Origin of the sequence: Paenibacillus sp. AD87, assembly GCF_001659845.1 — a bacterium.
GTDB classification, from domain to species: domain Bacteria; phylum Bacillota; class Bacilli; order Paenibacillales; family Paenibacillaceae; genus Paenibacillus; species Paenibacillus marchantiae.
In genome coordinates this window covers 3,017,307-3,043,045 of record NZ_LXQN01000007.1, presented here as the reverse complement: position 1 = coordinate 3,043,045, position 25,739 = coordinate 3,017,307, and the positions used below count along the sequence as shown (strand labels likewise).

Sequence of the window (25,739 nt, the reverse complement as noted above, 5' to 3'; positions counted from 1 at the left end):
ATCTTATTGAGAAGTACGCACCTTCGAGTGCTGTAGATACTTTGAGGTTCTTCGGTTACTTTTAATAATGGGTATACATATATGTGATTTAAGGAGGATTACCAGTGGAACAGGAACTGAAAAGATATGAGAGTGGTGTGCAGGCAATGTTAGAACTGGTCGGTGGAAAATGGAGGATTCTTATTCTGCATCAACTGATATCAGGTAAAAAACGAACAAGCGAACTTCGCAGAGCTATCCCTGGCATTACTCAGAAGGTCCTTACCCAGCAGCTGCGTGATCTTGAAAAGAATGAAATCATCCATCGAATTATTCATCCCGAGATTCCGCCCAAGGTCGAGTATGAGCTGACCGAGTATGGCTTGACACTGCAGGCAATCATCGACCGCATCTGTCTGTGGGGAGAGAATCATCTGGACAGAGTATATGGTGATAAAAACAAAGTGCTGGAGAATCATTTTAGCGAATATATTCCGCTTTCGACTTCGAACTAAACTGCTTCCAGATTTAAAAAACAACAAAAACCTTCCTGAATTGAGGAGGAGGGTATTTGTTGTTTTTTTGTCCTTTATCAGTGAAACTGATAAATACCATAAAATCATCGAAATTGACCCCTACCATCGGGTATGGTAGCTTCAAGAGAGTAGAAATTAATATGATCATTTTAGTAGGAATTAAAATTGACGTAATGCGTGAGGTGGAAAATGGTGGAACTTCAAGTGACAAACAGCCCTTTTAATCAGGAACAGGTTGAGCTGCTCAATCGCCTTATTCCTACATTGAACGATGGACAGAAAACGTGGCTTAGCGGATATCTGACAGCCATTCAGGGATTTGCGGCTGTAGCTGCACCTGCTGGTGTGGAACAACAGTCTGCATCTTCAGCAAGTATTACTCCTGCAAGTGCACCTGTTGCGGTGTCCAGGGAAGTTACGGTACTCTTTGGATCACAAACCGGGAACTCCAGTGGACTATCCAAGAAACTGGCGAAAAAGCTGGAAGAGCAGGGGCTTCAGGCGACCCTGTCGTCAATGGGAGATTTCAAACCGAACGGACTGAAAAAAGTAGAGAATCTTCTCATTATTGTCAGCACACATGGAGAAGGCGAACCGCCGGATAATGCGATTCCGTTGCATGAATTCCTACATAGCAAACGGGCTCCGAAGCTTGATGGATTGCGGTACTCCGTATTGGCTTTGGGAGATACTTCGTATGAGTACTTCTGTAAGACAGGCAAGGATTTTGACATTCGTTTGCAGGAGCTTGGCGGAACAGCGCTTGTACCACGTGTGGACTGTGATGTTGATTTTGATGAAGCGGCTGCAGAGTGGATGAATGAAGTGCTTGCTTCACTTAGCAGCACACCGGCTGCTGCTGGAGTGGTAACCAGTGAAGCGGTTGGAGCCGCAGTAAGTAGCGGTGAATCTGAGTTCAACCGGACGAATCCATACAAGGCGGAAGTGCTGGAAAATCTTAACCTGAACGGCAGAGGATCGGACCGTGAGACACGTCATATTGAATTGTCTCTGGAAGGCTCCAATCTGGACTACGAACCGGGTGACAGCCTGGGTGTGTTCCCTGAGAATCATCCACGCCTGGTCGATGAGCTGATTGCAGCCATGGAATGGAATGCAGATGAGCGCGTTACGGTTAATAAAAGTGGAGACCAGGTTTCTGTACGTGAAGCATTATTGCGTTACTTCGAAATTACTGCTGTCACAAGACCCGTTGTGGAGCAGCTGGCAAAGCTGAGCCCGGGTAGCGGGTTGCCTGCTCTGCTAGCAGATGATTCGGAATTCCGGAAAGCCATGAACAGTTGTGATTTGCTGGATCTGGTACAGGATTATGGGCTTAAAGGTATTCCGGCTGCATCGTTCGTAGCTGTGCTTCGCAAAATCCCGGCACGTCTATATTCGATCGCAAGCAGTTCGAAATCTTTCCCGGATGAAGTTCATCTTACCGTTCGAACAGTACGTTATGAATCACGTGGTAGAGAGCGCTATGGTGTATGCTCTGTTCATCTGGCTGAACGAGTCGAATTAGGTGATACATTACCTGTATTCATTCAGCAAAATCCAAACTTCAAACTGCCTGAGAACCCGGATGCTCCAATCATCATGGTTGGACCAGGTACAGGTGTAGCTCCGTTCAGATCTTTCCTTGGAGAGCGTGAAGAGACGGGTGCAGAAGGCAAAACGTGGCTGTTCTACGGAGATCAGCATTTCTCCACCGATTTCCTCTATCAGACCGAATGGCAGCGCTGGCTCAAGGACGGCGTTCTTACGAAGATGGATGTCGCTTTTTCCCGTGATGCAGAAGAGAAAGTATATGTGCAGCATCGGATGCTGGAGCATAGCAAAGAGCTGTATCAATGGTTACAGGAAGGTGCAGTTATATATATCTGTGGTGACGAGAAACGAATGGCACATGATGTTCATGCTGCACTAGCGACCATTCTTGAACAAGAGGGTGGCCTAACACCTGAACAGGCAGCGGAATATCTGACACGGTTGCAACAGGAAAAACGTTATCAGCGGGATGTGTATTAATTACAGATCATATGCCGGATAAGGCATCCCGGAGATACGAGAGGAGAAAGCAGCATGACTTATAATAACTTACTTAACCCGCAGCGCACGAACAGTGATGTGGAAGATATAAAGATCAAAAGTGACTACTTGCGTGGAAGTCTGACTGAAACGCTGGCGGATCGGATCAGTGGTGCGATTCCTGAGGACGATAACCGTCTGATGAAACATCACGGCAGTTATATGCAAGACGACCGTGACCTGCGTAATGAGCGGAATAAATCCAAGCTGGAGCCTGCCTACCAATTCATGTTGCGTGTGCGTGCTTCCGGAGGAATTGTTACACCCGAACAGTGGTTGATGATGGATCGTGTAGCGCATAAATATGCGAATGAGACCATTCGTCTGACGACGCGCCAATCATTTCAACTGCATGGTGTGCTCAAATGGGACCTCAAAAATACCATTCGTGAAGTAAACGATTCGTTGCTCAGCACCCTAGCTGCTTGTGGCGACGTGAACCGGAACGTCATGTGTAATCCGAATCCAGACCAATCGGACATTCATGCTGAAGTATATGAATGGGCATGCCAGGTGAGTAATCACCTGGATCCACGGACTCGTGCGTATCATGAGTTGTGGCTGGATGGAGAGAAAATTATCGATTCACAAGACACAGATGAAGAGGTAGAACCGATTTATGGCAAAGTGTATTTGCCGCGTAAGTTCAAAATCGGGATTGCTGTTCCACCATCCAATGATGTAGATGTGTTTTCGCAGGATCTCGGCTTTATCGCTATTGTAGAGAACGGCAAGCTGCAAGGCTTTAACGTTTCTGTCGGTGGTGGTATGGGGATGTCTCATGGTGATCCGAAGACTTATCCTCAGGTGTCCAAAGTCATTGGTTTCTGTACACCAGAGCAAATGATTGATGTTGCGGAGAAGACGGTTATGATTCAACGTGATTATGGGGATCGTGCAGTACGTAAACATGCCCGTTTCAAATATACAATCGATGACCGCGGCCTCGCCTGGTTTGTGGAAGAACTGACGAGTCGTCTCGGCTGGAAGCTGGATGCGGCGCGCGGGTTCCATTTTGAACATAATGGAGATCGTTACGGTTGGGTGAAAGGCAGCAACGGCAGATGGCACTACACCTTGTTCATTCAAAATGGACGTGTGAAGGATGTGGACGGTTATCCGCTCATGACAGGTCTGCGTGAAATTGCCAAAATCCATACTGGAGATTTCCGTCTCACAGCCAATCAGAATCTCATGATCGGGAACATCAGCAGCCAGAAGAAGAAAAAGATTGAGGCACTGATTGAGCAATACAATCTGACCGATGGTGCTCATTACTCGGCGCTTCGCAGAAGTTCTATGGCTTGCGTGGCGCTTCCGACTTGTGGTCTTGCCATGGCGGAATCCGAACGGTATCTTCCATCACTGATCGACAAGCTGGAGCCTGTACTGGACGAAGCGGGGCTGAGAGACGAAGAGATTGTCATTCGTATGACGGGTTGCCCGAACGGCTGCGCGAGACCGATGCTGGCCGAGATCTCGTTTATCGGCAAAGCTCCGGGAAAATACAATATGTATCTGGGTGGAAGTTTTACCGGGCATCGTTTGAACAAATTGTACAAAGAAAATATTGGCGAAACCGAAATTTTGGATACATTGACTCCAATGGTGAATCAATATGCCAAAGAGCGCAATGATGGTGAGCATTTTGGAGATTTCGTCATTCGTGCCGGTTATGTGCCTGAAGTGCTGGACGGTCAACAGTTTCATGCCTAATTAGATGAATTCGTGAAGAGAAGCATTCCCTAGGGAATTGCTTCTTTGGCGTTTTTGGATCGTTTCTCTTTGGGATTTCTGAACGTGGTAAGGTGAAATCAACTTGTCTTTTACCATTTCTTCGTGAGTCTAAACTTGTTGAAGTACGCCCAACAAGATATAATGACAAAGTAGAAAGCAGATTATATGTTGAAAGTGAGCGGAAACGATATGGGTCGTAAGTGGAATAATATTAAAGAAAAAAAAGCTTCAAAAGATGCAAATACTAGCCGGGTCTATGCTAAATTCGGCGTTGAGATTTATGTAGCTGCCAAGAAGGGCGAACCGGACCCGGAAGCGAACCGCGCACTGAAAGTCGTGCTGGAACGTGCCAAAACGTATAACGTACCCAAAGCAATTATTGACCGTGCCATGGAAAAGGCAAAAGGCAGCGGGGACGAAAATTATGAAGAACTGCGTTATGAAGGATTCGGGCCCAATGGTGCCATGGTTATCGTGGATGCCCTCACCAATAATGTGAACCGTACTGCACCGGAAGTGCGCTCGGCATTTAACAAAAACGCGGGCAATATGGGTGTGAGTGGTTCAGTTGCTTATATGTTTGATCCTACAGCGGTAATCGGGGTAGAAGGCAAAAACTCCGAGGAAGTACTGGAACTTCTGCTTGAAGCAGATGTGGATGTACGTGATATCGTGGACGAAGACGATGCTGTGATCGTATATGCAGAACCGGATCAATTCCACGCTGTACAGGAAGCATTTAAAGCTGCTGGTGTTACTGAGTTCACAGTAGCCGAGCTGACGATGCTTGCGCAAAACCATATTGAACTTCCAGAGGATGCACAAGCTCAGTTCGAGAAACTGATTGATGCGCTTGAAGACCTTGAAGATGTTCAACAAGTATACCACAACGTAGAGTTCGTTTAAGCGAACTAAACGATACGTGGTTTGATTGCCAAAAAGAGTGTCTAGCCAATCAACGGATTGGACAGACACTCTTTTTATTGTTCTCCTATGAATCGGATTGCAATGCACCAGGAGATTTTTTCGATTTTGCCGATTTGCTACCGCCAAACTTGAATAACACAATACCGCCCACGATGACAAGAACACCAAGAAGCTGGTTCCACGAGAATGGAATCTGCTCCAGTCCAAGCCATCCCATGGAATCAAACAGCAAGGCGAAACTTAACTGTGATGTAAGTACGATGGAGATCGCAAATGTGGGACCGAGCAGCTTCATCCCTTGAACGAGACAGAAGACCACCCCAACACCGATGGCTCCGCTAAGCCAATACCAGGGCTGCATATGTTGGAAGCTGAACGTATTTTTGCCCTCCACCACTAGAGAAATCAGAAACGATGCAATAAACCCGGTGAAAAGCACCATCGTTGTCGTGGACCACGAGCCGGTACGTTCATTTACCTTACTATTAAAGATGGTCTGCAGACTGACAAGAGAACCTGCCAGTAACGCTAGTAAAATACCTGTAATGATCATAGGATAGAGATCTCCTTATTCATAGATGTTGTGACCCGCCACTTCTGCCAGACCTGCCCGATCTTTGACCATAATAAAGCCCTGATTCCGCATGATTAATCCATCTGCACACAGCTTCTGAATCACCCGATTCAAATGCCGATAACTCGTACCGATCAGATTCGCGATATCTGTCAAATTAAAGGCGTCCAGTTCTTCGTGGACAACAGTCCCCGCTTCTTCGGTAGAGATGGAGAGCAGATAGCTGGCTAATCGAACCTCGACCGGATACATCAGGTTGAAGTTGGAGAAGTTCGAATCAATGTAAAACTTGTGGGAAATAATTTTGAGTAAAAATTTCAACAGGGGGGCGTAATCGCTAGCGAGTTCAACTAACCATTGATAATGAATGCGTAGCATCACGACAGGTGAGACCGCTTGTACGGTGTTCACGATGTTACTCTCCCGAACGTACTCGATATCACCAACCACCTCAAGCGGTGTTTTGAAACAAAGAACGAGTGTTTTATCTTGTGGTGAGGTCGTGAAAATTTTGACTTTCCCCTCAACCAGCACATATAAATATTCGGATGTTTCGCCTTCGCGGCAGATCAATTCGCACTTCTCGAAGTGGCATAACGTCATATGCGGATGCAGGGGCTCGTGAAATACCGATTCGAGTTGATACTGTTTCAAATAGTGCAGCAATTGATGCTGATTCTGGAATTCTTCCATAGTGTATTTCACCCCCGACTTTATAATCGACCAGCTACAGTTTCATAATAATGACGCCCGTAACCATTAATGCTATACCCAGAAATTGCGGTAGTTTCATTTTCTGCTTCACAACACCAAACCATCCGTTACTGTCGACCAGAAAGGTCAGGAAAAGCTGTGCAATCAACAGGGCGGAGATCGTAAAAGTTACCCCAATTTGCTGGATTGCTGTGACTTCACTGAAAATAATCACTGCACCAAACGCGCCTCCCGCCAGGTACATGGGCTTCACTTGCTTCAATCCTTGCAGGTTGATGTCCCGCACGAATACAAGGATCAGAGCCGCCAGAATGAACCCGGTGAGTTGGGTAATGGTTGCGGCTTGCCAGGTGCCCATGTCCGTACTGATTCGGGTATTGGCAACCCCTTGCAGGGTAATGCATGCACCGCCTAATAGTGCAAAAATAATTCCTCTCATGGTTGTACTCTCCTTGTCGCGTCATTACTTCTTCGATTTCTATTAAATGATATATCCACTCGAAAAGCCAAGGACAAATGTCCTCAGCTCAGAAGTTATAGCATTTAGAGTACATTAAACCCTCTACAAAATCCAGACAGGACTCAGGATGGCTCGTCATTCTGAAGATCACAATACTTGAAACACCGGTTGCTCACCAATAAAATGAACAGGCAATTCCGGGAAAGCTGTAGCCAATCTTTCTGACAAAAGCTTCATCCCGACAGCCTCACTCTCGGCATGACCGATCATAAGAAGAGCCTTTTGTTTTCCTTGCTGCACAGCATCTCGTATGTACTCCGGTGTCTCCCATTCGAATCCTTCACCTGCAATAATCAGATCCAGCTCTTCCTGTTGAAGCAGAGGAATGGTCAGATTACCGTTACCTCGAAAACCAACAAGCACTGCTGCTCGTCTGCATATCATCTTTGGATCACCAGCTAGGCGTATATATTCGATTCCAAGCGAACGTTTAATATGTTCTGCAATAAGCTGAACTGTCATTCCTTCCGGAAAGGATAGAATGTCAGCTTCCGGTTTACGCTGTACCACATAAGGGGACCATCCTAATGCCTGAACCAATCCTTCCGTAATGCCATCCGGTTGAAAGCGGTGAATTGCATCATGGCAACGATAGATCGCAATTCCACCGTTGTCGATTAGCGTTCTCTTGGTTTCATAGACCGGATCATCAGCCAGCCAATCGGTATAGCTATGATGGTTATAGAAGGGAGGTTCATGAGCGATAATTAGATTAGCACCACGCTTTATGGCGTGCTCAATCACATGTTGTGTAGGCATAAAAGTTACAAAAACGCCTGTGATCGTTTGGTTGGGAGAACCCGTAATCAGTTGATCCACGGTATGTTCAGGTAACTCAACATTTTCCGTGAGATGTTGTATAATGTCTTGAATCGTTATGTTCATAGGTATAATTCCTCCAGTGACAGGATATAGGATTAGTTTACCATTTTGAAGCAAGAACGGCACTTTAGATTAGACTTGCTAGATGGAAGAAAAGAGGTTATAATAACCAAAAGAAACGGAATGAACGTTCATTCCTAATTAAAGGAGGGATAGATTCATGGCTAAAGGCAGCAAAAAAGATGATATTTATGCAGCTGCTTTAACGCTTTTTGCCCAACGGGGGTTCGATGCAACAACCATGCCAATGATTGCGGATTCGGCTCAGGTAGGAGCGGGAACCATATATCGATATTTTACGAACAAAGAAGTATTGTTGAATGAACTCTTTCAGAAAAGTATCAGGGAGTTCCTTGATGCCTTGAGGCAAGGATTTCCGGATAAACCCATTTCCGTACGTGAGCAGTTTCATCATATATTCCGTGGATTGTTTAAGTTCGCTGAGTCCAACCCGGATCGGCTAAAGTTTATTAACTCTACTGGTAATGCACTGCATTTTCACGATGAAAGCAAGGATAGCGTCAATGAATTTATGGGGTTTCTGAATGAATGCATCCATAAGGGGCAGCAGCAGGGAGCTATTCTTATGTTGCCGACAGAAGCGTTAATGAACATTGTCTACGGTGCTTCTATGCATTTGTTTGAACACTTTAACAAAGGACTTTTGGAAGCAACGCCGGAGTTAATGAACCAGCTTGAGGAGTGCCTGTGGAATGCCATTAGAGTCCATTGATTCTATTGGCCTTTTTTACAACATAAACGGAATGAACGTTCATTCCTATATTAGACATAAGGTGTGTGAGGATAAACTATGAGTAAACTTAGAAACCCCAGAACGCTTTCCTTGATTTTATGGATACTTATTACCGTAGTTTCTGTAATGACGATGCCTGATTTTGGTCAGCTGGTGAAAGAAAAAGGAGAAATTTCAATTCCTGAAACGGCTCAGAGCCAAATTGCTGCTACGATGATGAAAGACATGGATAAGGATAGTGGGAATACCTATTCAATCATCGCTGTATTTAACAGTGGAGAAGATGCACAGGCATTAACCAAGCAGCAAAAGACGGAAATCGAATCTGTTTTGTCCAATCTGAAAAATCAGGAAAAACAACTGAATATACAGACGCTCACAACCCATCTGGATGGTGAAGAGCAAGCTGATCGACTTATATCCGAGGACCAAACCACGATTTTAACCCAAATCACAGTCACTAAGGATGAGGATATTCCCCTCTCGGAAGTGGTGAGTCAGTTAAATGAGGCGACAGCCATCTCAGATGTGAATACATATCTGACAGGAGCAGATCTGATTGGTGATGACTTTGGCAAATCGATTGAGGATGGAGTACAGAAAACAGAAATTATCGTGGTCATAGCCCCGTCAAGTAGACAATAAAAAAAGAGAAATTCCATTAAGCGGCGACTTTTTCCCTGAATTCAATCGGGGAGAGGTCGCCGAGTTTGTTTTGGAAACGTTCCTTGTTGTAAAACAAAATATACTCTGTAATTCGGTTCCTTGCTTGCTCCAGATTCTGAGGCTTCTCCAAATACAACTTCTCTGTCTTTAAGTGGGAGAAGAACGACTCAATACATGCATTGTCATAGCAGTTCCCACGCCGAGAATGGCTTCCTGTTAGCTTCTTCTCTTCAAGCAACTTGGCATAGCTCTGTGTTGTATACTGGAACCCCTGGTCGGAATGGAGCAAGGTAGGTCCACATTTTAGTTTCTTCACCGTGTCCATAACGAGTTTTAAGTCATTTCGCTCGGATAGTTCCCAAGCTACAATCTCGTTGTTGTATAGATCCATCACAACCGAGAGATAAGCAAAATCATGCCCAATCCGGACATACGTAATATCCGTCACGAGCTTCTGCAGAGGAGCTGCCGCCGAGAATTCTCTATTTAAGACATTACGGAAAAGAACGGACGGTTTCCGGCCAGCAAATGGACGTTTCTTGCGAATCACGGAACGAATCTGAAGTTCTCTCATTAAGCGGCGTACCTTTTTGTGATTCACCACGAGGCCTTCCTTTCCTAACGCGGTTCGCATACGTTTGTAGCCAAAATAAGGACGAAGCCGGTGAATGCCTAAAATATGTGCTTTTAGATCCGCATCCCGATCTGCTCGTTTCTCTCTGAGGACGATATTCTTCTTCCATTTGTAGTAACCTGCACGAGAAATTTCAGCAATTTTACACAACCAAACCACAGGTGCCCACTTGCTTATTTCTCGAACGGACTGGCACCGGGTTTCGAAATCCAGCTTCCCTCTCCGTGCAAATTCGGATTGAGCTTTTTTAGATATTCTACCTGCGCTTTCAGATAAGCATTTTCTTCTTCTGCAGTGCTAAAATGTTTCTTCGTCCAACGTCCTCGATAATCCTCAAAACTCTCTCCATTATGGCTTTTCCGTACCCAAGTAATAATCTGGCTCTCACTCTTAATACCAAACTTCTCCATGATCCGACTGTATGTCCAACCTTCTTCCAATCGCAGACGAACAGCCTCTTTCTTCGTTTCTTCACTATATTGATTAAAGGTTTGGCCTTTTTTAGCTGGCATAGCAAAAATCCCCTCCGGTTTTCAGTGTTGAGTTCATTTTAACATGACCTCTTTTTTCACTGTCTACCTTGAGGGGATAATACCAATCGCGGTTATTTTTATCCTCGTTATTTTGATTATTATTTTCAGATCGCCGATCATTCCCGTTATCTCACTGCTTACAGTGGGTATATCATATGTTGTTTCATTAGCGATTGTGGGTCATCTTGTAGACTTGTTTAACTTTCCGTTCTCTAACTTTACCCAAGTGTTTATGGTTGTGATTTTATTTGGAATCGGTACGGATTACAATATTTTGTTATACACCAGATTTAAGGAAGAGTTAAGCAGACAGGGCGGAGATGTACTTCTCGCAACCAAAACGACGTTTAGAACGGCAGGACGTACTGTGTTATATAGTGGTATTGCTGTATTCATCGGATTCCTTGCTCTGATGCTCGCCAAGTTTCAGCTGTATCAGGCAACCTCTTCAGTGGCATTTGCAGTAGCGGTTCTCATTGTCGTCCTCAATACGTTGAATCCATTCTTCATGGTTGTATTAGGCAAAAAGATGTTCTGGCCATCGAAGAAATTTGAAGGTCACGCTGATAGCCGCTTATGGGGATTTTTGTCTCGGAACGCGGCAAGTAGACCTGTTCTGGCAATCATTCTTGTTGCCGTAATCAGCATTCTGTTTTTATTCAGCTACAGTAACCGGCTTAGTTATAATGATCTATTTGAGGTCAATAACAATTATACATCCAAACAGGGGATTAATCTGATCATGGATCATTACCCACCAGGTTTCTCTGCCCCAACCACACTGGTTGTACAATCCAAGCAGTCAATGGATAACCAAACGTTTTTAAAAGCACTGGATGATCTGACGGATAAAGTATCCAAAATGGATGGTGTGTCCGTAGTTTATAGCGTTACCCGACCAACCGGAACAAAAATTAAGGAATTGTATATCAATGATCAGGCGGATGAGCTTAATCAAGGTATTGGGAAAGCGAACAATGGATTAGGCACCATCAACGAAGGATTATCTTCTGCTGCAGGCCAATTGCAATCTTCCAATGATCTGAGTGATGTGCAGCAGCTGATTGATGGTACAAGTCAGTTGCAAGAAGGAGTGTCAGCTCTAGGGAAAGCCATGAATCAGGTGACAGTCGGGCTGAACGATGGGAGGAAAGGCGCAGATACATTGAAAAATGGCCTGGCTACCCTCAGGGAAAAAGTAGATATTCTATCTAAAGGTACAACTGAGTTGCATCAAGGATATGCCGATCTTGAACAGGGACTAGGTTCGTTCAGAGATACTTTTAAAAGTATGAAAACAGCAATTCAGGGTGCACTAGATGCCTACGCTCAAATCGAAAGTAGTATGACAAGACTCATTACGAATCATCCTGAGTTACAGCAGGACGAAGATGCGGTACAAATCATCGCCATTGCCCAGGCGGCTCAAAGCGATCTGAACAAGTTATACACACAGATGGACCCGCTGATGGTGCAGTACAATGGTGCTCTGGGTTCATTCAAGGAAGCGAACAAAGCCCTGGCTCAGGTTAACGAAGGTTTAACTCGGGTGACTTCGGGTGTGGGTCAACTTAAAGTTGGAGCAGGGGAGTTATCTGCAGGTCTGGTTAATGGTGCAAGTGGCAGCAGGCAGATTGCTGGGAAAACGTCTGAAGTTGAAAAAGGACTTGTACAAATTAATCAAGGACAAAATCAGTTATTAACCGGTCTGAACGATCTGCAAGCGAAGATGGGTGAACTGAAATCGGGACTCACCGCAAGTACAAAAGGGCTTACAGATGTTTCCAAAGGTCTTGGGGATGCACAGGAGTATTTGGGCAATCTGGGACAGTCCGATGCAGCCAAAAGTTTCTATATTCCTAAAGAGGTATTAACAGGCGAGGAATTCCAAGAATCGCTAGAAACTTATATGTCTGATGACCGGAAGACTGCGGAAATATCCATCATTTTAACAGACAATCCTTACTCTAAAGAGGCGATGGATGTTGTCCAAAATCTGAGCAACCAACTGAACACAGCCCTTGTTGGTACGGATTTGAGCGAAGCCAAAGTGGCGCTTGGTGGGGTTCCGTCACAAAATCTTGATCTACAAAAATTAGCTGGAGGCGACCTGAGCAGAACTTCCATGATTATGTTGATTGGGATTGGTCTCATTCTTCTGGTAATCATTCGTTCATTCTGGCAGTCCGTAATTATTGTTGGCTCGTTGTTCCTGACGTATTACGTTGCGCTTGGTCTGAATGAATTGTTAGTAGTGGGGCCGCTTAACGTGGATTATCTGAGTTGGAACGTTCCTTTCTTCAGTCTGATTATGATCGTTACACTTGGCGTGGACTACAGCATTTTTCTCATGATGAGATATCGCGAGATTGAAGGTGATCCGGTTCATAAAATTACGGAGGCTTCCCGCAATATCGGAGGTGTCGTCATCTCTGCCGCTGTTATTTTGGGAGGTACCTTTGCTGCCCTGATTCCTTCCGGTGTAGTTACATTGATTGAAGTTGCTGTATCTGTCATCATTGGATTGGTATTACTCAGTTTTGTGATGCTTCCGGTCTTGTTACCAGCTTTGATCAGTCTATTGCATAAATTAGCCAAATGGGGATCTAAATCAGATGAAAATAAATAATTTATATTAATCTATGCTTTGCTAACGACTCCTGACTAACATATGTCAGGGGTCGTCTTTACTATTTCCTATAAAATAGAAATAAAGAGTTCAAGCTGGGTAGTATAATCGAACAAACGTAATAAAGATGTAACTTGCTGGATTCATATAGTTTTCTCGTACAAGAAAAAGTATACTTACATAGAGTCTTTATCTAGATGAAATGGAGTACCCATTCAAACCTACACTGAACATTCAGTTAAGTATAAGTCTTAATTCTGATGAAGAGATCCGACATAGAAGGGCGATGATTACATGACAGCCAGTACCATTATGGAACGTCTGAAAAGTGAGACAGCTCATTATCACAGACAAGTGGAACAGAACGATTACGCCAAGGCTATTATGAATCAAACCGTTAGCTTGGGAGATTATAAGAAATATCTGGAGAAATTTTACGGGTTCCTGAAACCACTGGAAGATCAGGCTGTACAGCAGCCTTTCTGGGAAAACACCGGACTGGATATCGGGATTAGAGGAAAAGCGAACTTGCTTGAAAATGACCTGCGGAATCTGGGCGCCAGTGAAGAGGAAATTAGCCAGGTTCCTTTATGTAAGGATCTTCCGGATATCTCGACACCAGCAAGGTTGTTCGGTTATTTATACGTCATTGAAGGATCTACGAACGGAGGTCAGATCATGACCAAACGTTTGTCGCACTTCCTGCCGATTGAAGCAGATCGGGGGCTGGAATATTTTAATGCCTACGGGACGGAAACCAGAACGAGATGGGCGGAGTTCACGGAACTACTGCGTCAATCCATCACGGCGGAAGAAGATCACGACATCATGGTGCACACGGCTTCGGAAACATTCCGATTACTTGATCAATGGATCAATACAAATACGGATAATCTGTAAGTTGAAAATAGAGTTATCACATGATGAGAGGGGATTTTTCAGGCTATGCCCGAATCGAAGTCCAAGAAAGAAAATAATTTGCTTAACCGTACATTGCTTAATCAGGGTACGTACACCAATGATCCAATTGATCTAAACAATTGCGACAAAGAACCCATTCATATCCCCGGCTTCATTCAACCTCATGGTGTGCTCTTGGCTGTGAGCACCAACAATATACCGACTATTGTACAATGCAGCCAAAATACGGAGGAACATCTCGGTCTTACTACGCAAGAGGTGCTGGGTCTTCCACTCGAACATCTGATTGGCAAGGATAATATAAGGCAGGTACTGGCACGCACCTTCAGTGCATCTGTAACATCAGACCTGCAATATATGGATCTCACGATTAACGTATCTGGAAATGAGCAGGTCTTCACTTCTGTCATTCATGAGAGTGAAGGCCTGTTAATTTTGGAAATGGAGCCTTCCTATGAAAAAGGAAATATGGAAGTTAATGATTTTGAGTGGATTTCCAGCTTCTTCAGCCGACTTAAAAGTACTGATAATCGGGTGGAAGCGAGTCAAGTAGCAGCCGAACAAGTGAAGGAAATGCTCGGGTATGACCGGGTTATGATCTATGAATTTGACGAACAATGGAATGGAAAGGTCATCGCAGAAGCACGTGAGGAAGAGCTCGAACCGTTTCTCGGGCACCATTATCCAGCGTCAGATATTCCCAAACAGGCACGCGAGTTATACCTGCGTAATTGGTTGCGCACCATCGTGAACGTGAATTATACACCTGTGGAGATCGTTCCCCTGCTTCAACCTTTGACGGGCAAACCGCTTAATCTGAGCTTGTCGGTTCTGCGGAGTGTATCCCCGTTGCATATTGAGTATTTGCAGAACATGGGTGTCGGAGCAACAGTAACCATCTCTCTGATTCATGACAACCAACTATGGGGCCTGATTACATGTCATCATTATTCAGCCAGATATATACCTCATCGTGTTCGGAATTTGTGTAACTTCCTGGGTTCATTCTTCTCAAGTGAACTGTTTCAACGTCAGCAGCTGGATGAATATCAGGCTGAGATCAGGTCACGTGAAGCGGCTACCCAAATTGCCAATATTTTTATTGGAAATACAAGTCCAGTGAGGATTATTGAGGAATTGCAGGGCGAAGAGCAGACCTTATTAAGTTTGATGGATGCTTCGGGAGCTGCGATCTGTTATCAGGACAAGCTGCTGTTATATGGCGATACGCCGGCACGAGAGCAAGTACGGGAATTGGCTGCATGGCTAGCGGGCAAGTCGGTAGATTACAGTTATCACACCTCCAAGCTGAGTTTGGAGTATGATCCTGCTAAAGCTTACAAGGAAAAAGCATCGGGTATTGTTTATGTTGCCATATCCCCTGGGCAGCATCATTATATCATCTGGTTCCGGCCTGAAGTGGTTCAGCTTGTGGATTGGGCAGGTGATCCAGCCAAAGCCGTGATCAAAACCGATGATGGCATGCGTCTGTCCCCCCGGAAATCCTTCGAGAAATGGAGAGAGATTGTCCAATCGACCTCCTACCCGTGGACAACGAAGGAGCTGAATGTGCTTCCATTGCTCAAAAGCATCGTACGCCGTCAAACGGAGAACCAGCTTGTTCAGGCAGAGGAGCAGGCGTTGCAGAATGCACGTATTTTGCGACAAAATGAGCAGCGCTACTTACAGTTGATGGAGTTTTCCCCGGTGGCGTTTTTTACGTTGACGGACGGGTTCGTTATTTATTGCAATAACAAGGCAGCTGAATTGCTTGGCTATGAAAACTCCAAACATCTCATCGGCAAGGATTTCAGGGAATTTGTGCCTGATAAGACGAAAACGATTTTGCAGCAAAACCTGGAGGAACTGAAGCTCAATAATACGCGTCTGTTTACTAACCAGGCGTACTTCACCACAGCAACGGGCACGTCCCTGCTGCTTGAGATTACACTTGCTTCTGTTACACATGCAGGCAGACCCTCAGTGATGGTGCTCCTGAACAGTGGCGCATCGAATCATGATCAGGATCATTATACGGAGACAACCAGTCAGCTCCAGAACTATCTCAATACAGATCCGTTAACAGACATGCCGCTTCAGACGATATTCCAATCCCAACTTCAGGATGATTGGAATGAATGTTTGCAGGAGAAATGCAGTTTGGGACTGTTTATTATAGATATCGATGATTTCCGTTCATATAATGCATCTTATGGACTTCAAGGTGGCGATCTGTGCCTGCAGTGGATTGGAGAAGTGCTGGCGGTGGTCAGTGAGCAGAATGATGCCATCATCTCCCGTCTTCGGGGAGGAACCTTCATGTTGAAACTGAAGAATGCAACATCAGAACGTTCAGCGGAGCTTGCCGAAGAAATCAGACAACATGTGCTTGCACTTCAAATTCAGAGAGATCTGTCCAGCCCGAGTGACGTGGTCACTGTTAGCGTTGGCGGTGCGGTAATGGTTCCTGAAGAGAAGCTGATGATGTCGAATCTGATTGAAAAAGCCAGTCAGGCCCTTGCTCAAGCCAAGAGTGACGGGAAAAATCGGGCTATCATGGTTTGATACGAGGTTGTACTAGCCTTACTGTAAAGGGTGCGGCAAAATGGTATAGAGGGAAGGCATTTAAACTGGATATCAGTTTGAATGTCTTTCTTTTTTCTGCTAATAAGGAAAGTATTATTTTCATCACCGCAGGCACAGGACAAGTGTTATAATGATGAATATGGATACACTTGTTCGTATTCACACGCAGAGGACGGTGAAACGGAATTCAATGAAAGAGGATTCAAGACAACTGGAATTTATGGAGATAGATCTAAGCGAAGAGCCTATCACAGCGGCAGTCCCGGTTCCTGATCGTTCAACGATTGTCCGTGCTGATATTGATATAAGATTACCTGGCGGCATATTGTCTTCTGAGAAAAGGTTTGTAGAGGAAGCAAGGCAACTCATTGAAGTGGAAGGGGAGCAGGCTACCTTTGTTCCTTTTATGAGTTATTGGCCGACTTATGGTGTAATGAACGAACCCCAGCGCAAGTGGTATATGTATTGGAGGACGGAAGTCCGGCAAGGACGTTTCCCTGATACGGATCTGTCCTATCTGTTTGTTCATATTTATGAGCTGATAAACGGAATTGGTTGGCAGGAACCACAGGAAGGTTACGACCAATTAAAAGAGCTATGGATCAACTATCGTGAACGGCTTCCGCAGTTGGATGTGTACATGCAGGAATGGATTATTGATTATGATCTAGTCCATGAGTTGAACATGTCATTATCCGAGATGGTGGAGCTTTCGAGTGGCTATCTTCCACCGGAGATTCTGGATATGGAATTGCAACGGCTGTTGAGCAGCAATATATCGGATATCTCGCTGAAGTTGTTACAAAGATATTATGATTACGACATTACGCTCAGTAAATTTTACAGAGATGGCGGTATGAAGGTTCTGGAACAGTACATTCCCCGAGTTATGGTTTTGGTGGATTCTTATCTACTGCGTACACGCAAGGCAGGCATATTGGATCAGTTTGAGTTAAATCATGAAAGGACTATCGAACGTACGCTGTTTCGAAAAGCTGTATATGACGAATCCATTTATGGAAAATTGGTTCGAATGACATATGTTCCGATTGGAGAGCATGCTGATTTTGTCCAGTTTGTAACCCGAGTTTTTCGATGCACGGAAAATAAATGCCGTGAACTGCTCGGTTTCAGAGGGCGACTTCGTGGAAAGACCCTTGAACCTGAGCTTGCAAATGTGATTGAACGTTATCTGGACAAGGCCTTTGCAATCGAGCAAATGCCAGTTGTAGAGCAACCGATAGTCCGGATTGATGCAGAGAAACTTGCTTCGCTGAAAATGGAAAGCGAATATGTGCGCAGAGCACTCATGATCGAAGAAAATCATACCTCCGAAGATGAGGATGCAAACAATGTGAGCAGCCTACCCACTACCGTGATCCAGAATTCAACGGAAGAAGCTGAAAGTGCTAAGCAGTCTAACCAACCGGAGGTTGACGTTGAGGGAGCGCTTAATACTGATGGAGGACAAGGAAGCGGAAATACAGAGCTATTAACCTTGCAATGGGAGGCGGATTTTTCTGCTGATCTGGATGAAGAGTGGTTACAGTTTTCTGAGATGCTACCCCCGCAACATGTACAGGCCATTCACGCCTTGCTTGGTGTCAGCCCGGATACGGAGCTGATGCGGGTGGCTGAGCAATACGGCACGATGCCTGCACTCCTGTTGGATGAAATTAATGATGTGGCCATGGAAACGATTGGTGACCTTTTGATTGAAGGTGATCGGATGGTTTCGGATTATATAAATGTGTTTGAACATGTGAAGAGGTGATTGGGCAGTGGCAGAACTTAAAATACCGAAGCGGCTGACTACCGCACTAGTGAATTCGTTGACAGCGGGCGTTGTGCCACGAATCGGACTGGAGCAGATTGCTGTTGGTCGGAAGTCTGAAGTGGACGCGATCTTGCGGGATATGGACAACATTGCGGAAGGCGGGGCAGCTTTTAAGCTGATTACAGGAAGGTATGGAAGCGGAAAAAGTTTTCTGTTACAGATGATTCGTAACTATGCGATGGATCGGGAATTTGTTGTGGCTGACGCGGACTTGTCACCTGAGCGCAGACTGGTGGGAACCAAAGGTCAGGGGCTTGCAACATACCGTGAGCTGATGACTCGTCTGTCTACTCGTACACGTCCGGATGGTGGGGCACTGGAACCGATTTTGCAAAAATGGATCGCTGGTCTTCAGCAGCAAGCGATGCAAAGTCAGGGCTTGCGCCCGGATGATCCGGCTCTTCCTGCTGAAGTCGAGAAGCAAATCTATGCGGTGACGAACGAAATGCAGAATATGGTGCATGGATTCGATTTTGCCAAAGTGCTTGCTTCGTACTGGAACGGCTATAAATTGGCGGATGATGACCGTAAACAGGCGGCGCTGCGCTGGTTGAGAGGCGAATTTGCAACCAAGACGGAAGCAAAGAAAGAGCTGGCTGTCGGCGTCATCATTGATGATGATAACTGGTATGACTACTTCAAATTATGGTCCGAATTTACGGCACGGATCGGTTACAAAGGACTGCTGTTGTTCATAGATGAAGCGGTGAATCTGTACAAAATTACAAACAGCATATCCCGGCAAAGCAACTACGAGAAGCTGCTTACCATGTTCAATGATACGATGCAGGGTAAAGCAGAACACCTTGGTATCTTTGTAGGCGGCACACCACAATTTGTGGAAGATGAAAGACGCGGACTCTTCAGTTATGAAGCACTTCGTTCGAGACTCATTGATGGCCGCTATGCAGCAAGAGAATATGCGAATTATACAGGACCGATCCTGAAACTTTCGATGTTGTCCCATGAAGAGATTTTGATTCTGTTGCAAAAGCTGCGTCAGATTCATGCCCTGCATTTTGGATATAGTGCTAGTCTAACAGACGAGGATTTAGTTGATTTTATGCAAACAGCGGTCAACAGGCTCGGCGCGGATGAGTTACTGACCACACGTGAAGTGGTACGGGACTTCATGGATGTGCTGCACACGCTCCATCAGAATCCTGAAGTGACCTATGTTCAATTACTTGGTGAGCGAGCAGTCAAACCGCAGGAAGCAGGAAAAGGAACGGATTCTTCATCATCTGCTGATGATTTGGATGATTTTCTGGCGGAGTTTGAATTATGAGTGAGAACCCTTTCTATCGACTGGCACCTTTTGTACAGGAATTTATTTATAAAAAAAGATGGGAATCACTTCGGCCTGCCCAGATTGAAGCTTGCAACATTTGCTTTCATACCCCGCATCATATGCTGATTGCGGCAGGTACAGCCTCCGGCAAGACGGAGGCGGCTTTTTTTCCTGCACTGACGGAGCTGCATGAACGGCCCTCCAAATCCGTGGGCATCTTGTACATCGGGCCGCTTAAGGCACTGATTAATGACCAATTCGAGCGACTAAAAGACCTACTGTCCGAGGGTAATATTCCGGTATGGCACTGGCATGGAGATGTGCCTCAGGCAGAGAAAACACGTCTCATGCGAAGTCCATCCGGTGTGCTTCAGATTACGCCTGAATCGCTCCAAGGTTTGCTGATGAATCGTCCCAATGCCATTCCGGCGCTATTTCATGATCTGCGATATGTCATCATTGACGAGGTTCATGCATTCATGGGAGCGGATCGAGGCATTCAGGTACTGAGTGAGCTGGCGCGAATTGAACGTATGGCTGGATGTAAACCGAGAAGAGTGGGATTATCTGCGACACTAAGTGATTATGATGCTGCTACAGCCTGGCTCGCTGCTGGAACTAATCAGGGGGTGGATGTGGTTTCTTCCCCCGGTGGTCGCAAGCTGCGTTTGCGGGTGGAGCATTTTTCGTTTCCAGATGCACGGGATGAAGAACAGGCGGAACATCTGCATAACGCACGTAAAGTCTATTACGACTTCATATATGAGAGTACACATCGCAAAAAAGCTTTGATATTCACCAATAGTCGAACGGATGCCGAAGTCACTATACTTGAGATGCGGCGTGTCGCCGCACGGAGACAGGAGCGGGACGTATTCCATGTTCATCATGGGAGCATTTCCGCCATGTTGAGAGAAGAGACCGAAGCCGCCTTACGAACCGGATCAGGGCCAGCAGTAGCTGCGGCTACCGTAACGTTGGAACTGGGGATTGACCTGGGTGAACTGGAGCGAGTTGTGCAGCTTGGAGCACCTTATAGTGCATCGAGCTTTGTTCAGCGCCTTGGACGGTCAGGCAGGCGTGAGGATATGGCTTCCGAGATGCTATTTGTATGTCCGGAAGAAGAGGATGAGGAAGCTCAATTGCCTGCTCGGATGCCATGGACACTCATGCGGGCTATTGCTGTTATTGAATTGTATGTAAAGACCAAGTGGGTTGAACCACTTGAGGCCCGGAAGATGCCGATGGGTGTGCTCTATCATCAGACGATGAGCATACTGAAAAGCATGGGGGAGGCTGAACCCAAAGAATTGGCTGAGGCCATGCTTTCGCTCGCACCATTCAAGGAGATTCGTGCAGATCAATATCAGATTTTTCTAAATTATCTGATTGAGACTGATCATCTGCAATGGACAGAAGATCGGACTTTAATCATCGGGCTTACGGGTGAGAAAACCGTCAATAACTATCGCTTTTATGCGGTGTTCAAAGATGATGAAGAGCACAAAGTGCTGAACGGTTCCGAGGAGATCGGGTCGATTACAACCGTGCCGCCTCCTGGATACTGTTTCTCTCTTGCCGGGAAACTGTGGAAAGTGGAAGAGGTCGATCACAAGCATAAATCTGTGTATGTGAAGGCAGCCAAAGGAAAAGTGGATACGTTATGGCTGGGTGCGGGTGGGGACATTCATACGACGGTCGTCCAGAAAATGCGTGAAGTACTGTCCGACACGGTGATATATCCGTATCTGTCTCCGCAAGCGGTAAATCGATTGGAACGCGCCCGTCGACTTGCACGTGAAAGTGGGTTGCTGAAACAGGTTGTCATTCCAGCTGGAGGAGATTCCTTGTATGTATTACCTTGGGTGGGAAGCAAGTCTTTCCGCACACTGGAACGTTTAATGAAGCACAATTTGTCTGACAAACTTGCCTTGCGATCTGTTGTACCTATGGAGCCTTATTATTTTGTCGTGTCAGGCAAAGTGGATGGTCGCACACTTTTGGCCGAGATCATGAGTGAATGTCGAACAGCGGAAGACGCATCTGCGTTACTTTCAGAAGATGAAGCACCGTATCTTGGTAAATACGATGAATTTGTGGCTCCTCCTTTGATCCGAGAGGCCTTTGCAGTGGATGGATTGGATTTAAATGGTCTCAAAGAAGGATTGCAGCAAACGTTAACATGGGATTCTTCATCTGTGAAATGACGTAATAACGTATGTCTTTTGTTTTTAATTTGAATTAAAAAAATTTAAATTGTGAATCAGGGTTGACACCACCTCACCTGCCATGTAATATATGAAAAGTCGTCACACACGAATCGCAAACAACAAATGCATATTTCATTTCGTATAACCTCGCAGGCCGAAAGTGTACACAGGGCGAGGGTCTCTACGGGAAGCCTATACTTCCTAACTACGATGCCAGGAATCATTGTATTCCTTGCTCGTAGTTAGGATTTTTGCATTTGGATGGTGTCTGTGACCTTGGCATGGATCAAACATGCGGACGCATTTTTCGATCATCAGGAGGTTTATCTACAATGAAATATTATCTGTCCGTTCTCGCAGGAGCGATGAGCTATGGCATATTATCCACAATTGTGGTTCTGGCTTACGGCGAAGGGTACAAACTTGGAGAGGTCGTGGGCACACAGCTGATCACGGGCTTCATCCTGTCCTGGATGCTGGCATTATACTCGAAGTTTAGAATGAAACGGAAATCACAGGCAGATGGAAAAACATCAGCTGCCGTGGCAAAAGCATTTCAGAAATTAACGTGGAAGCAACGTTTGATATTGATGGCTGCAGGGACGCCGACGGTGATTACCGGTCTGGTCTATTATCAGTCTTTACGATACATTCCCGCGTCACTTGCCATTATTCTTTTGTTCCAATTTACGTGGATTAGCGTATTGATTCAGGCCGTGAGCAAACGTCAGCGTCCTGACAAAGTAACGTTCCTGACTTTGATTATCCTGTTTGGCGGAACATTGCTGGCAGCAGGTTTCCTGGAACAGGGACTCGGAGAGTTTAACGGCTTGGGCATAGCGCTTGGCTTAATGGCGGCTGTAAGTTACTCCCTGTTTGTAATGTTCAGTGGTAAAGCGGTTCCATCAGCACATCCGGCTTTTCGCAGTGCATGGATGGTGACCGGAGGTCTGGTCTTGCTGTGCATCCTGTTCCCGCCGACGTTCCTGTTTAACGGATTGATTTGGAGCCAGCTGCTTGTCTTCGGATTGTTGCTTGGCTTCTTCGGAGCTTTTATCCCACCAGTACTGTTCGCAGTAGGTGTGCCTCATATTGGGGGCGACATGGCCGGAATTCTTGGTGCAGTTGAGCTCCCAATCGCGGTGCTGCTCTCAGCCATTGTGCTTCACGAGCATGTGAGCCCATTGCAATGGATCGGGGTTATTGTGGTACTAATTGGTGTAGCGCTGCCAGAGATTTATAAGTTGCGGATGAGACGAAGTCGAAATACACCTCTATATTCCTGAGTGGGATTAGATAGAATGATAAAGACAATAGCTATAACTGAAAGAGCCTGAGTGATTCAGGCTCTTTTTTTGATGAATATATTTATTGGGCTAAGTGACGTCCCATCGATATGGCCCATTCGAGTCATTTTCAATTTTAACCGGATGGGGTATGCTGAAGAAGAGTTGCAATAGAATGGGAACATAGACAGAGGAGCGTTGAGATGAAAAGCTGGATTAGCAAAACCTGGCCTTGGCTTACGCTGGGAATTACTGTAGTTGTGCTGCTTGGATCTTTTATGGTGTATTTTATGGGCAAGGACATGTCCCCAGGTTCAGGAAGTGCCGTAACGGCCAAAGCCGAGACGCCGGAGGACTTGAAGGGATATGAAGTTGTTAATGTTAACGTAAGCAATGACGGTTTTGAACCTGATGTTATTGAAGTTAAATCCGGAGTCCCTACCAAAATCAACTTTATTCTTACTCGGCAGGTCACACACGTTAAATCGGTGGCATCAAGTAAGCTTGGCATGGATATGTACATGCAAAAGGGTGATAATTACTACACCTTGGACAAAGATCTCCAGCCTGGGGAATATGAAATTCACTGTGGCATGTACATGATTTACGGAACGGTTAAGGTCATATAGTGGACAGGAGCAAAGATTCTTCAATTGAATCTTTGCTCCTCTTTTGTGTGCGTGATATCATGGACTAGTGATCAATTTCATCTGGAGGTGGCCAAATATGAAAGCGCTATTTATTGGAGGAACAGGTACCATCAGTACAGCAATTACCGATCAGCTTGCGAAGCAAGGCTGTGAACTTTATTTGATCAACCGGGGTAATCAAAATGATAATTTGCCTGCGCAAATCAAAGTGCTGCAAGCCGATATTAACGATGAAGCGCGGGTTGCGGAGCTGATTGCCGACCTGGAGTTCGATGTTGTCGCAGACTTTATCGCGTTTGTACCTTCCCAGCTGGAGAGAGATTACCGTTTGTTCAAAGACAAAACGAAGCAATTTATATTTATCAGTTCGGCATCTGCCTACCAGACACCACTTGCTGATTATCGGATCACGGAAGGTACGCCTTTATCCAATCCGTATTGGGAATATTCGCGCAACAAAATTGCATGTGAAGACTATTTGATGAAACAGTATCGTGAAGAAGGATTTCCGGTAACCATTGTGCGTCCAAGCCATACGTATAGTGAACGTTCTGTACCTCTCGGTGTACACGGGGCAGAGGGAAGCTGGCAGGTCCTCAAGCGCATACGTGAAAATAAACCCGTACTCATTCATGGAGATGGTACATCTCTCTGGACCATAACGCATAACCGTGATTTTGCCAAAGGATTTATTGGCCTTATGGGCAATATTCACGCCATTGGTGAATCGGTACATATTACCTCGGACGAGTCAGTAACCTGGAATCAGATCTATGAGATTATTGCAGGAGTGCTTGGTGTCAAGCTTCATGCGGTTCATGTATCTTCCGAGTTTTTGGCGGCGTGCAGTGATCAGGATCTTCGAGGCGGTCTGCTGGGAGACAAGGCGAATACGGTTGTATTTGATAACAGTAAGCTAAAAAGGCTTGTTCCAGAATTTGTGGCAACGATCAGGGCCGATCAAGGAATCCGGAGCACCATAGAATATATTCTTGCACATCCTGAATTGCAGACCGAAGATCCCGAATTTGATGCATGGTGTGACAAGGTGGTTGGAGTATTGGATGAAGCGTTGCTGAAAATTAGAGATGAGAAGTGAGGCGAGCATATGTCCCAAACCGGGCATCGACTGGTAAAGGAAATCACCAAAACCGTCACTTTGGACTATTTACTGCACATTCCCGAGACGGAGGAACCGCTTGCTGCGGACCAGAAATGGCCTGTCATTTTGTTTCTTCATGGTTCTGGAGAACGTGGAAATGATCTGGAAAAGCTTAAAGCACACGGGGTTCCCCTTATTGCCGATCAGGACAAAAGTTTCCCGTTTATCGTGATTTCACCGCAATGTCCTGTGGACGAATTTTGGGGTATGCATCGCGAAGCTGTTATGGCTCTTCTGGAACATGTTTTGGAAAACGAAGCTGCTGACCCGAACCGGGTGTATCTTACAGGTCTGAGTATGGGCGGGTATGGTGCTTGGGATCTGCCACTGTTTTACCCCAATACATTTGCTGCATTGGCTCCTGTATGTGGGGGAGCAGACCCTTCCAAAGCGGAAGAACTGCATAATATACCGATCTGGGCATTCCATGGTGCCAAGGATGACATCGTTTATGTTACGGAATCCGAGAAAATTGTTCATGCGCTTGAAGCGTTGAACGCGGATGTGAAGCTGACGATATATCCTGAAGGTAATCATGATGCTTGGACCGAAACGTATGACAACCCGGAATTGTACAAGTGGTTTCTCAGCCATACGTTATAATCAATCAATCGTTC

At 45.5% G+C, this 25,739-nt stretch carries 21 protein-coding genes; 16 read left to right on the top strand and 5 right to left on the bottom strand.

Annotated elements, in window-relative coordinates; genetic code table 11:
* Positions 1-104 precede the first annotated feature (104 nt).
* The 4 genes from gpAD87_RS13110 (at position 105) to gpAD87_RS13090 (ending at position 5,252) form a co-directional block, all read left to right on the top strand.
* Positions 105-494 (top strand): winged helix-turn-helix transcriptional regulator, encoded by a 390-nt coding sequence (locus tag gpAD87_RS13110; RefSeq protein WP_064638784.1) that lies wholly within the window; start codon positions 105-107, stop codon positions 492-494.
* 213 nt (positions 495-707) lie between these two features.
* On the top strand, positions 708-2,549 hold the full coding sequence (locus tag gpAD87_RS13100; RefSeq protein ID WP_064638782.1) for an assimilatory sulfite reductase (NADPH) flavoprotein subunit: 1,842 nt from the start codon (positions 708-710) through the stop codon (positions 2,547-2,549).
* A gap of 54 nt (positions 2,550-2,603) precedes the next feature.
* Positions 2,604-4,325, top strand: a complete 1,722-nt coding sequence (gene cysI / locus gpAD87_RS13095) for an assimilatory sulfite reductase (NADPH) hemoprotein subunit (RefSeq protein WP_064638781.1) — start codon at positions 2,604-2,606, stop codon at positions 4,323-4,325.
* 210 nt (positions 4,326-4,535) lie between these two features.
* The gene (locus tag gpAD87_RS13090; RefSeq protein ID WP_064640900.1) at positions 4,536-5,252 is read left to right on the top strand and encodes a YebC/PmpR family DNA-binding transcriptional regulator; all 717 of its coding nucleotides are present in this window, start codon (positions 4,536-4,538) and stop codon (positions 5,250-5,252) included.
* Positions 5,253-5,337: 85 nt separating this feature from the next.
* Here the strand turns inward: gpAD87_RS13090 and gpAD87_RS13085 are convergent, their stop codons facing one another.
* From gpAD87_RS13085 to gpAD87_RS13070, 4 genes are all read right to left on the bottom strand, one after another.
* On the bottom strand, positions 5,338-5,823 hold the full coding sequence (locus tag gpAD87_RS13085; RefSeq protein ID WP_063563626.1) for a DMT family transporter: 486 nt from the start codon (positions 5,821-5,823) through the stop codon (positions 5,338-5,340).
* Between the two features lie 18 nt (positions 5,824-5,841).
* On the bottom strand, positions 5,842-6,540 hold the full coding sequence (locus gpAD87_RS13080) for a Crp/Fnr family transcriptional regulator (protein ID WP_064638780.1): 699 nt from the start codon (positions 6,538-6,540) through the stop codon (positions 5,842-5,844).
* 34 nt (positions 6,541-6,574) lie between these two features.
* On the bottom strand, positions 6,575-7,000 hold the full coding sequence (locus gpAD87_RS13075) for a DMT family transporter (RefSeq protein ID WP_024633836.1): 426 nt from the start codon (positions 6,998-7,000) through the stop codon (positions 6,575-6,577).
* Between the two features lie 168 nt (positions 7,001-7,168).
* Positions 7,169-7,966, bottom strand: coding sequence for a Nif3-like dinuclear metal center hexameric protein (locus gpAD87_RS13070; protein ID WP_064638779.1), 798 nt, complete (start codon positions 7,964-7,966; stop codon positions 7,169-7,171).
* Positions 7,967-8,123: 157 nt separating this feature from the next.
* On the opposite strand from gpAD87_RS13070, the gene gpAD87_RS13065 reads away from it, so the two are divergent.
* Together gpAD87_RS13065 and gpAD87_RS13060 are read left to right on the top strand one after the other, a co-directional pair.
* Positions 8,124-8,696, top strand: a complete 573-nt coding sequence (locus tag gpAD87_RS13065; protein WP_064638778.1) for a TetR/AcrR family transcriptional regulator — start codon at positions 8,124-8,126, stop codon at positions 8,694-8,696.
* Positions 8,697-8,774: 78 nt separating this feature from the next.
* Positions 8,775-9,362, top strand: a complete 588-nt coding sequence (locus gpAD87_RS13060; protein ID WP_064638777.1) for an MMPL family transporter — start codon at positions 8,775-8,777, stop codon at positions 9,360-9,362.
* Positions 9,363-9,378: 16 nt separating this feature from the next.
* Here the strand turns inward: gpAD87_RS13060 and gpAD87_RS13055 are convergent.
* A protein-coding gene (locus gpAD87_RS13055; protein ID WP_157258429.1) for an IS3 family transposase occupies positions 9,379-10,529 on the bottom strand; the annotation gives its coding sequence in 2 pieces (ribosomal slippage) (positions 9,379-10,268 and positions 10,268-10,529; 1,152 coding nt in all).
* Between the two features lie 43 nt (positions 10,530-10,572).
* Between gpAD87_RS13055 and gpAD87_RS13045 the strand changes: the two genes are divergently transcribed.
* From gpAD87_RS13045 to gpAD87_RS13000, 10 genes are all read left to right on the top strand, one after another.
* A complete protein-coding gene (locus gpAD87_RS13045) occupies positions 10,573-13,179 on the top strand; it encodes an MMPL family transporter (RefSeq protein WP_269453509.1) in 2,607 nt (868 codons plus the stop codon).
* 294 nt (positions 13,180-13,473) lie between these two features.
* Complete coding sequence (locus tag gpAD87_RS13040) at positions 13,474-14,079, top strand: biliverdin-producing heme oxygenase (RefSeq protein ID WP_064638776.1); 606 nt, start codon at positions 13,474-13,476, stop codon at positions 14,077-14,079.
* A 45-nt stretch (positions 14,080-14,124) separates the two neighbouring features.
* Complete coding sequence (locus gpAD87_RS13035; protein WP_064638775.1) at positions 14,125-16,665, top strand: diguanylate cyclase domain-containing protein; 2,541 nt, start codon at positions 14,125-14,127, stop codon at positions 16,663-16,665.
* Positions 16,666-16,861: 196 nt separating this feature from the next.
* Entirely contained in the window at positions 16,862-18,460 is a 1,599-nt protein-coding gene (locus gpAD87_RS13030; protein ID WP_197521415.1) for a TerB N-terminal domain-containing protein, read from the top strand.
* A gap of 7 nt (positions 18,461-18,467) precedes the next feature.
* Positions 18,468-19,811, top strand: a complete 1,344-nt coding sequence (locus gpAD87_RS13025) for an ATP-binding protein (RefSeq protein ID WP_064638773.1) — start codon at positions 18,468-18,470, stop codon at positions 19,809-19,811.
* Positions 19,808-22,021, top strand: coding sequence for a DEAD/DEAH box helicase (locus tag gpAD87_RS13020; protein WP_064638772.1), 2,214 nt, complete (start codon positions 19,808-19,810; stop codon positions 22,019-22,021). Before gpAD87_RS13025 ends, gpAD87_RS13020 begins: the two co-directional genes overlap by 4 nt.
* A gap of 335 nt (positions 22,022-22,356) precedes the next feature.
* On the top strand, positions 22,357-23,310 hold the full coding sequence (locus tag gpAD87_RS13015) for an EamA family transporter (RefSeq protein WP_064638771.1): 954 nt from the start codon (positions 22,357-22,359) through the stop codon (positions 23,308-23,310).
* A 203-nt stretch (positions 23,311-23,513) separates the two neighbouring features.
* The gene (locus gpAD87_RS13010) at positions 23,514-23,939 is read left to right on the top strand and encodes a cupredoxin domain-containing protein (protein WP_063563492.1); all 426 of its coding nucleotides are present in this window, start codon (positions 23,514-23,516) and stop codon (positions 23,937-23,939) included.
* Between the two features lie 97 nt (positions 23,940-24,036).
* Complete coding sequence (locus gpAD87_RS13005; protein WP_064638770.1) at positions 24,037-25,059, top strand: SDR family oxidoreductase; 1,023 nt, start codon at positions 24,037-24,039, stop codon at positions 25,057-25,059.
* Positions 25,060-25,068: 9 nt separating this feature from the next.
* On the top strand, positions 25,069-25,725 hold the full coding sequence (locus gpAD87_RS13000; RefSeq protein ID WP_063563494.1) for a prolyl oligopeptidase family serine peptidase: 657 nt from the start codon (positions 25,069-25,071) through the stop codon (positions 25,723-25,725).
* The last annotated feature ends 14 nt before the right edge of the window (positions 25,726-25,739 follow it).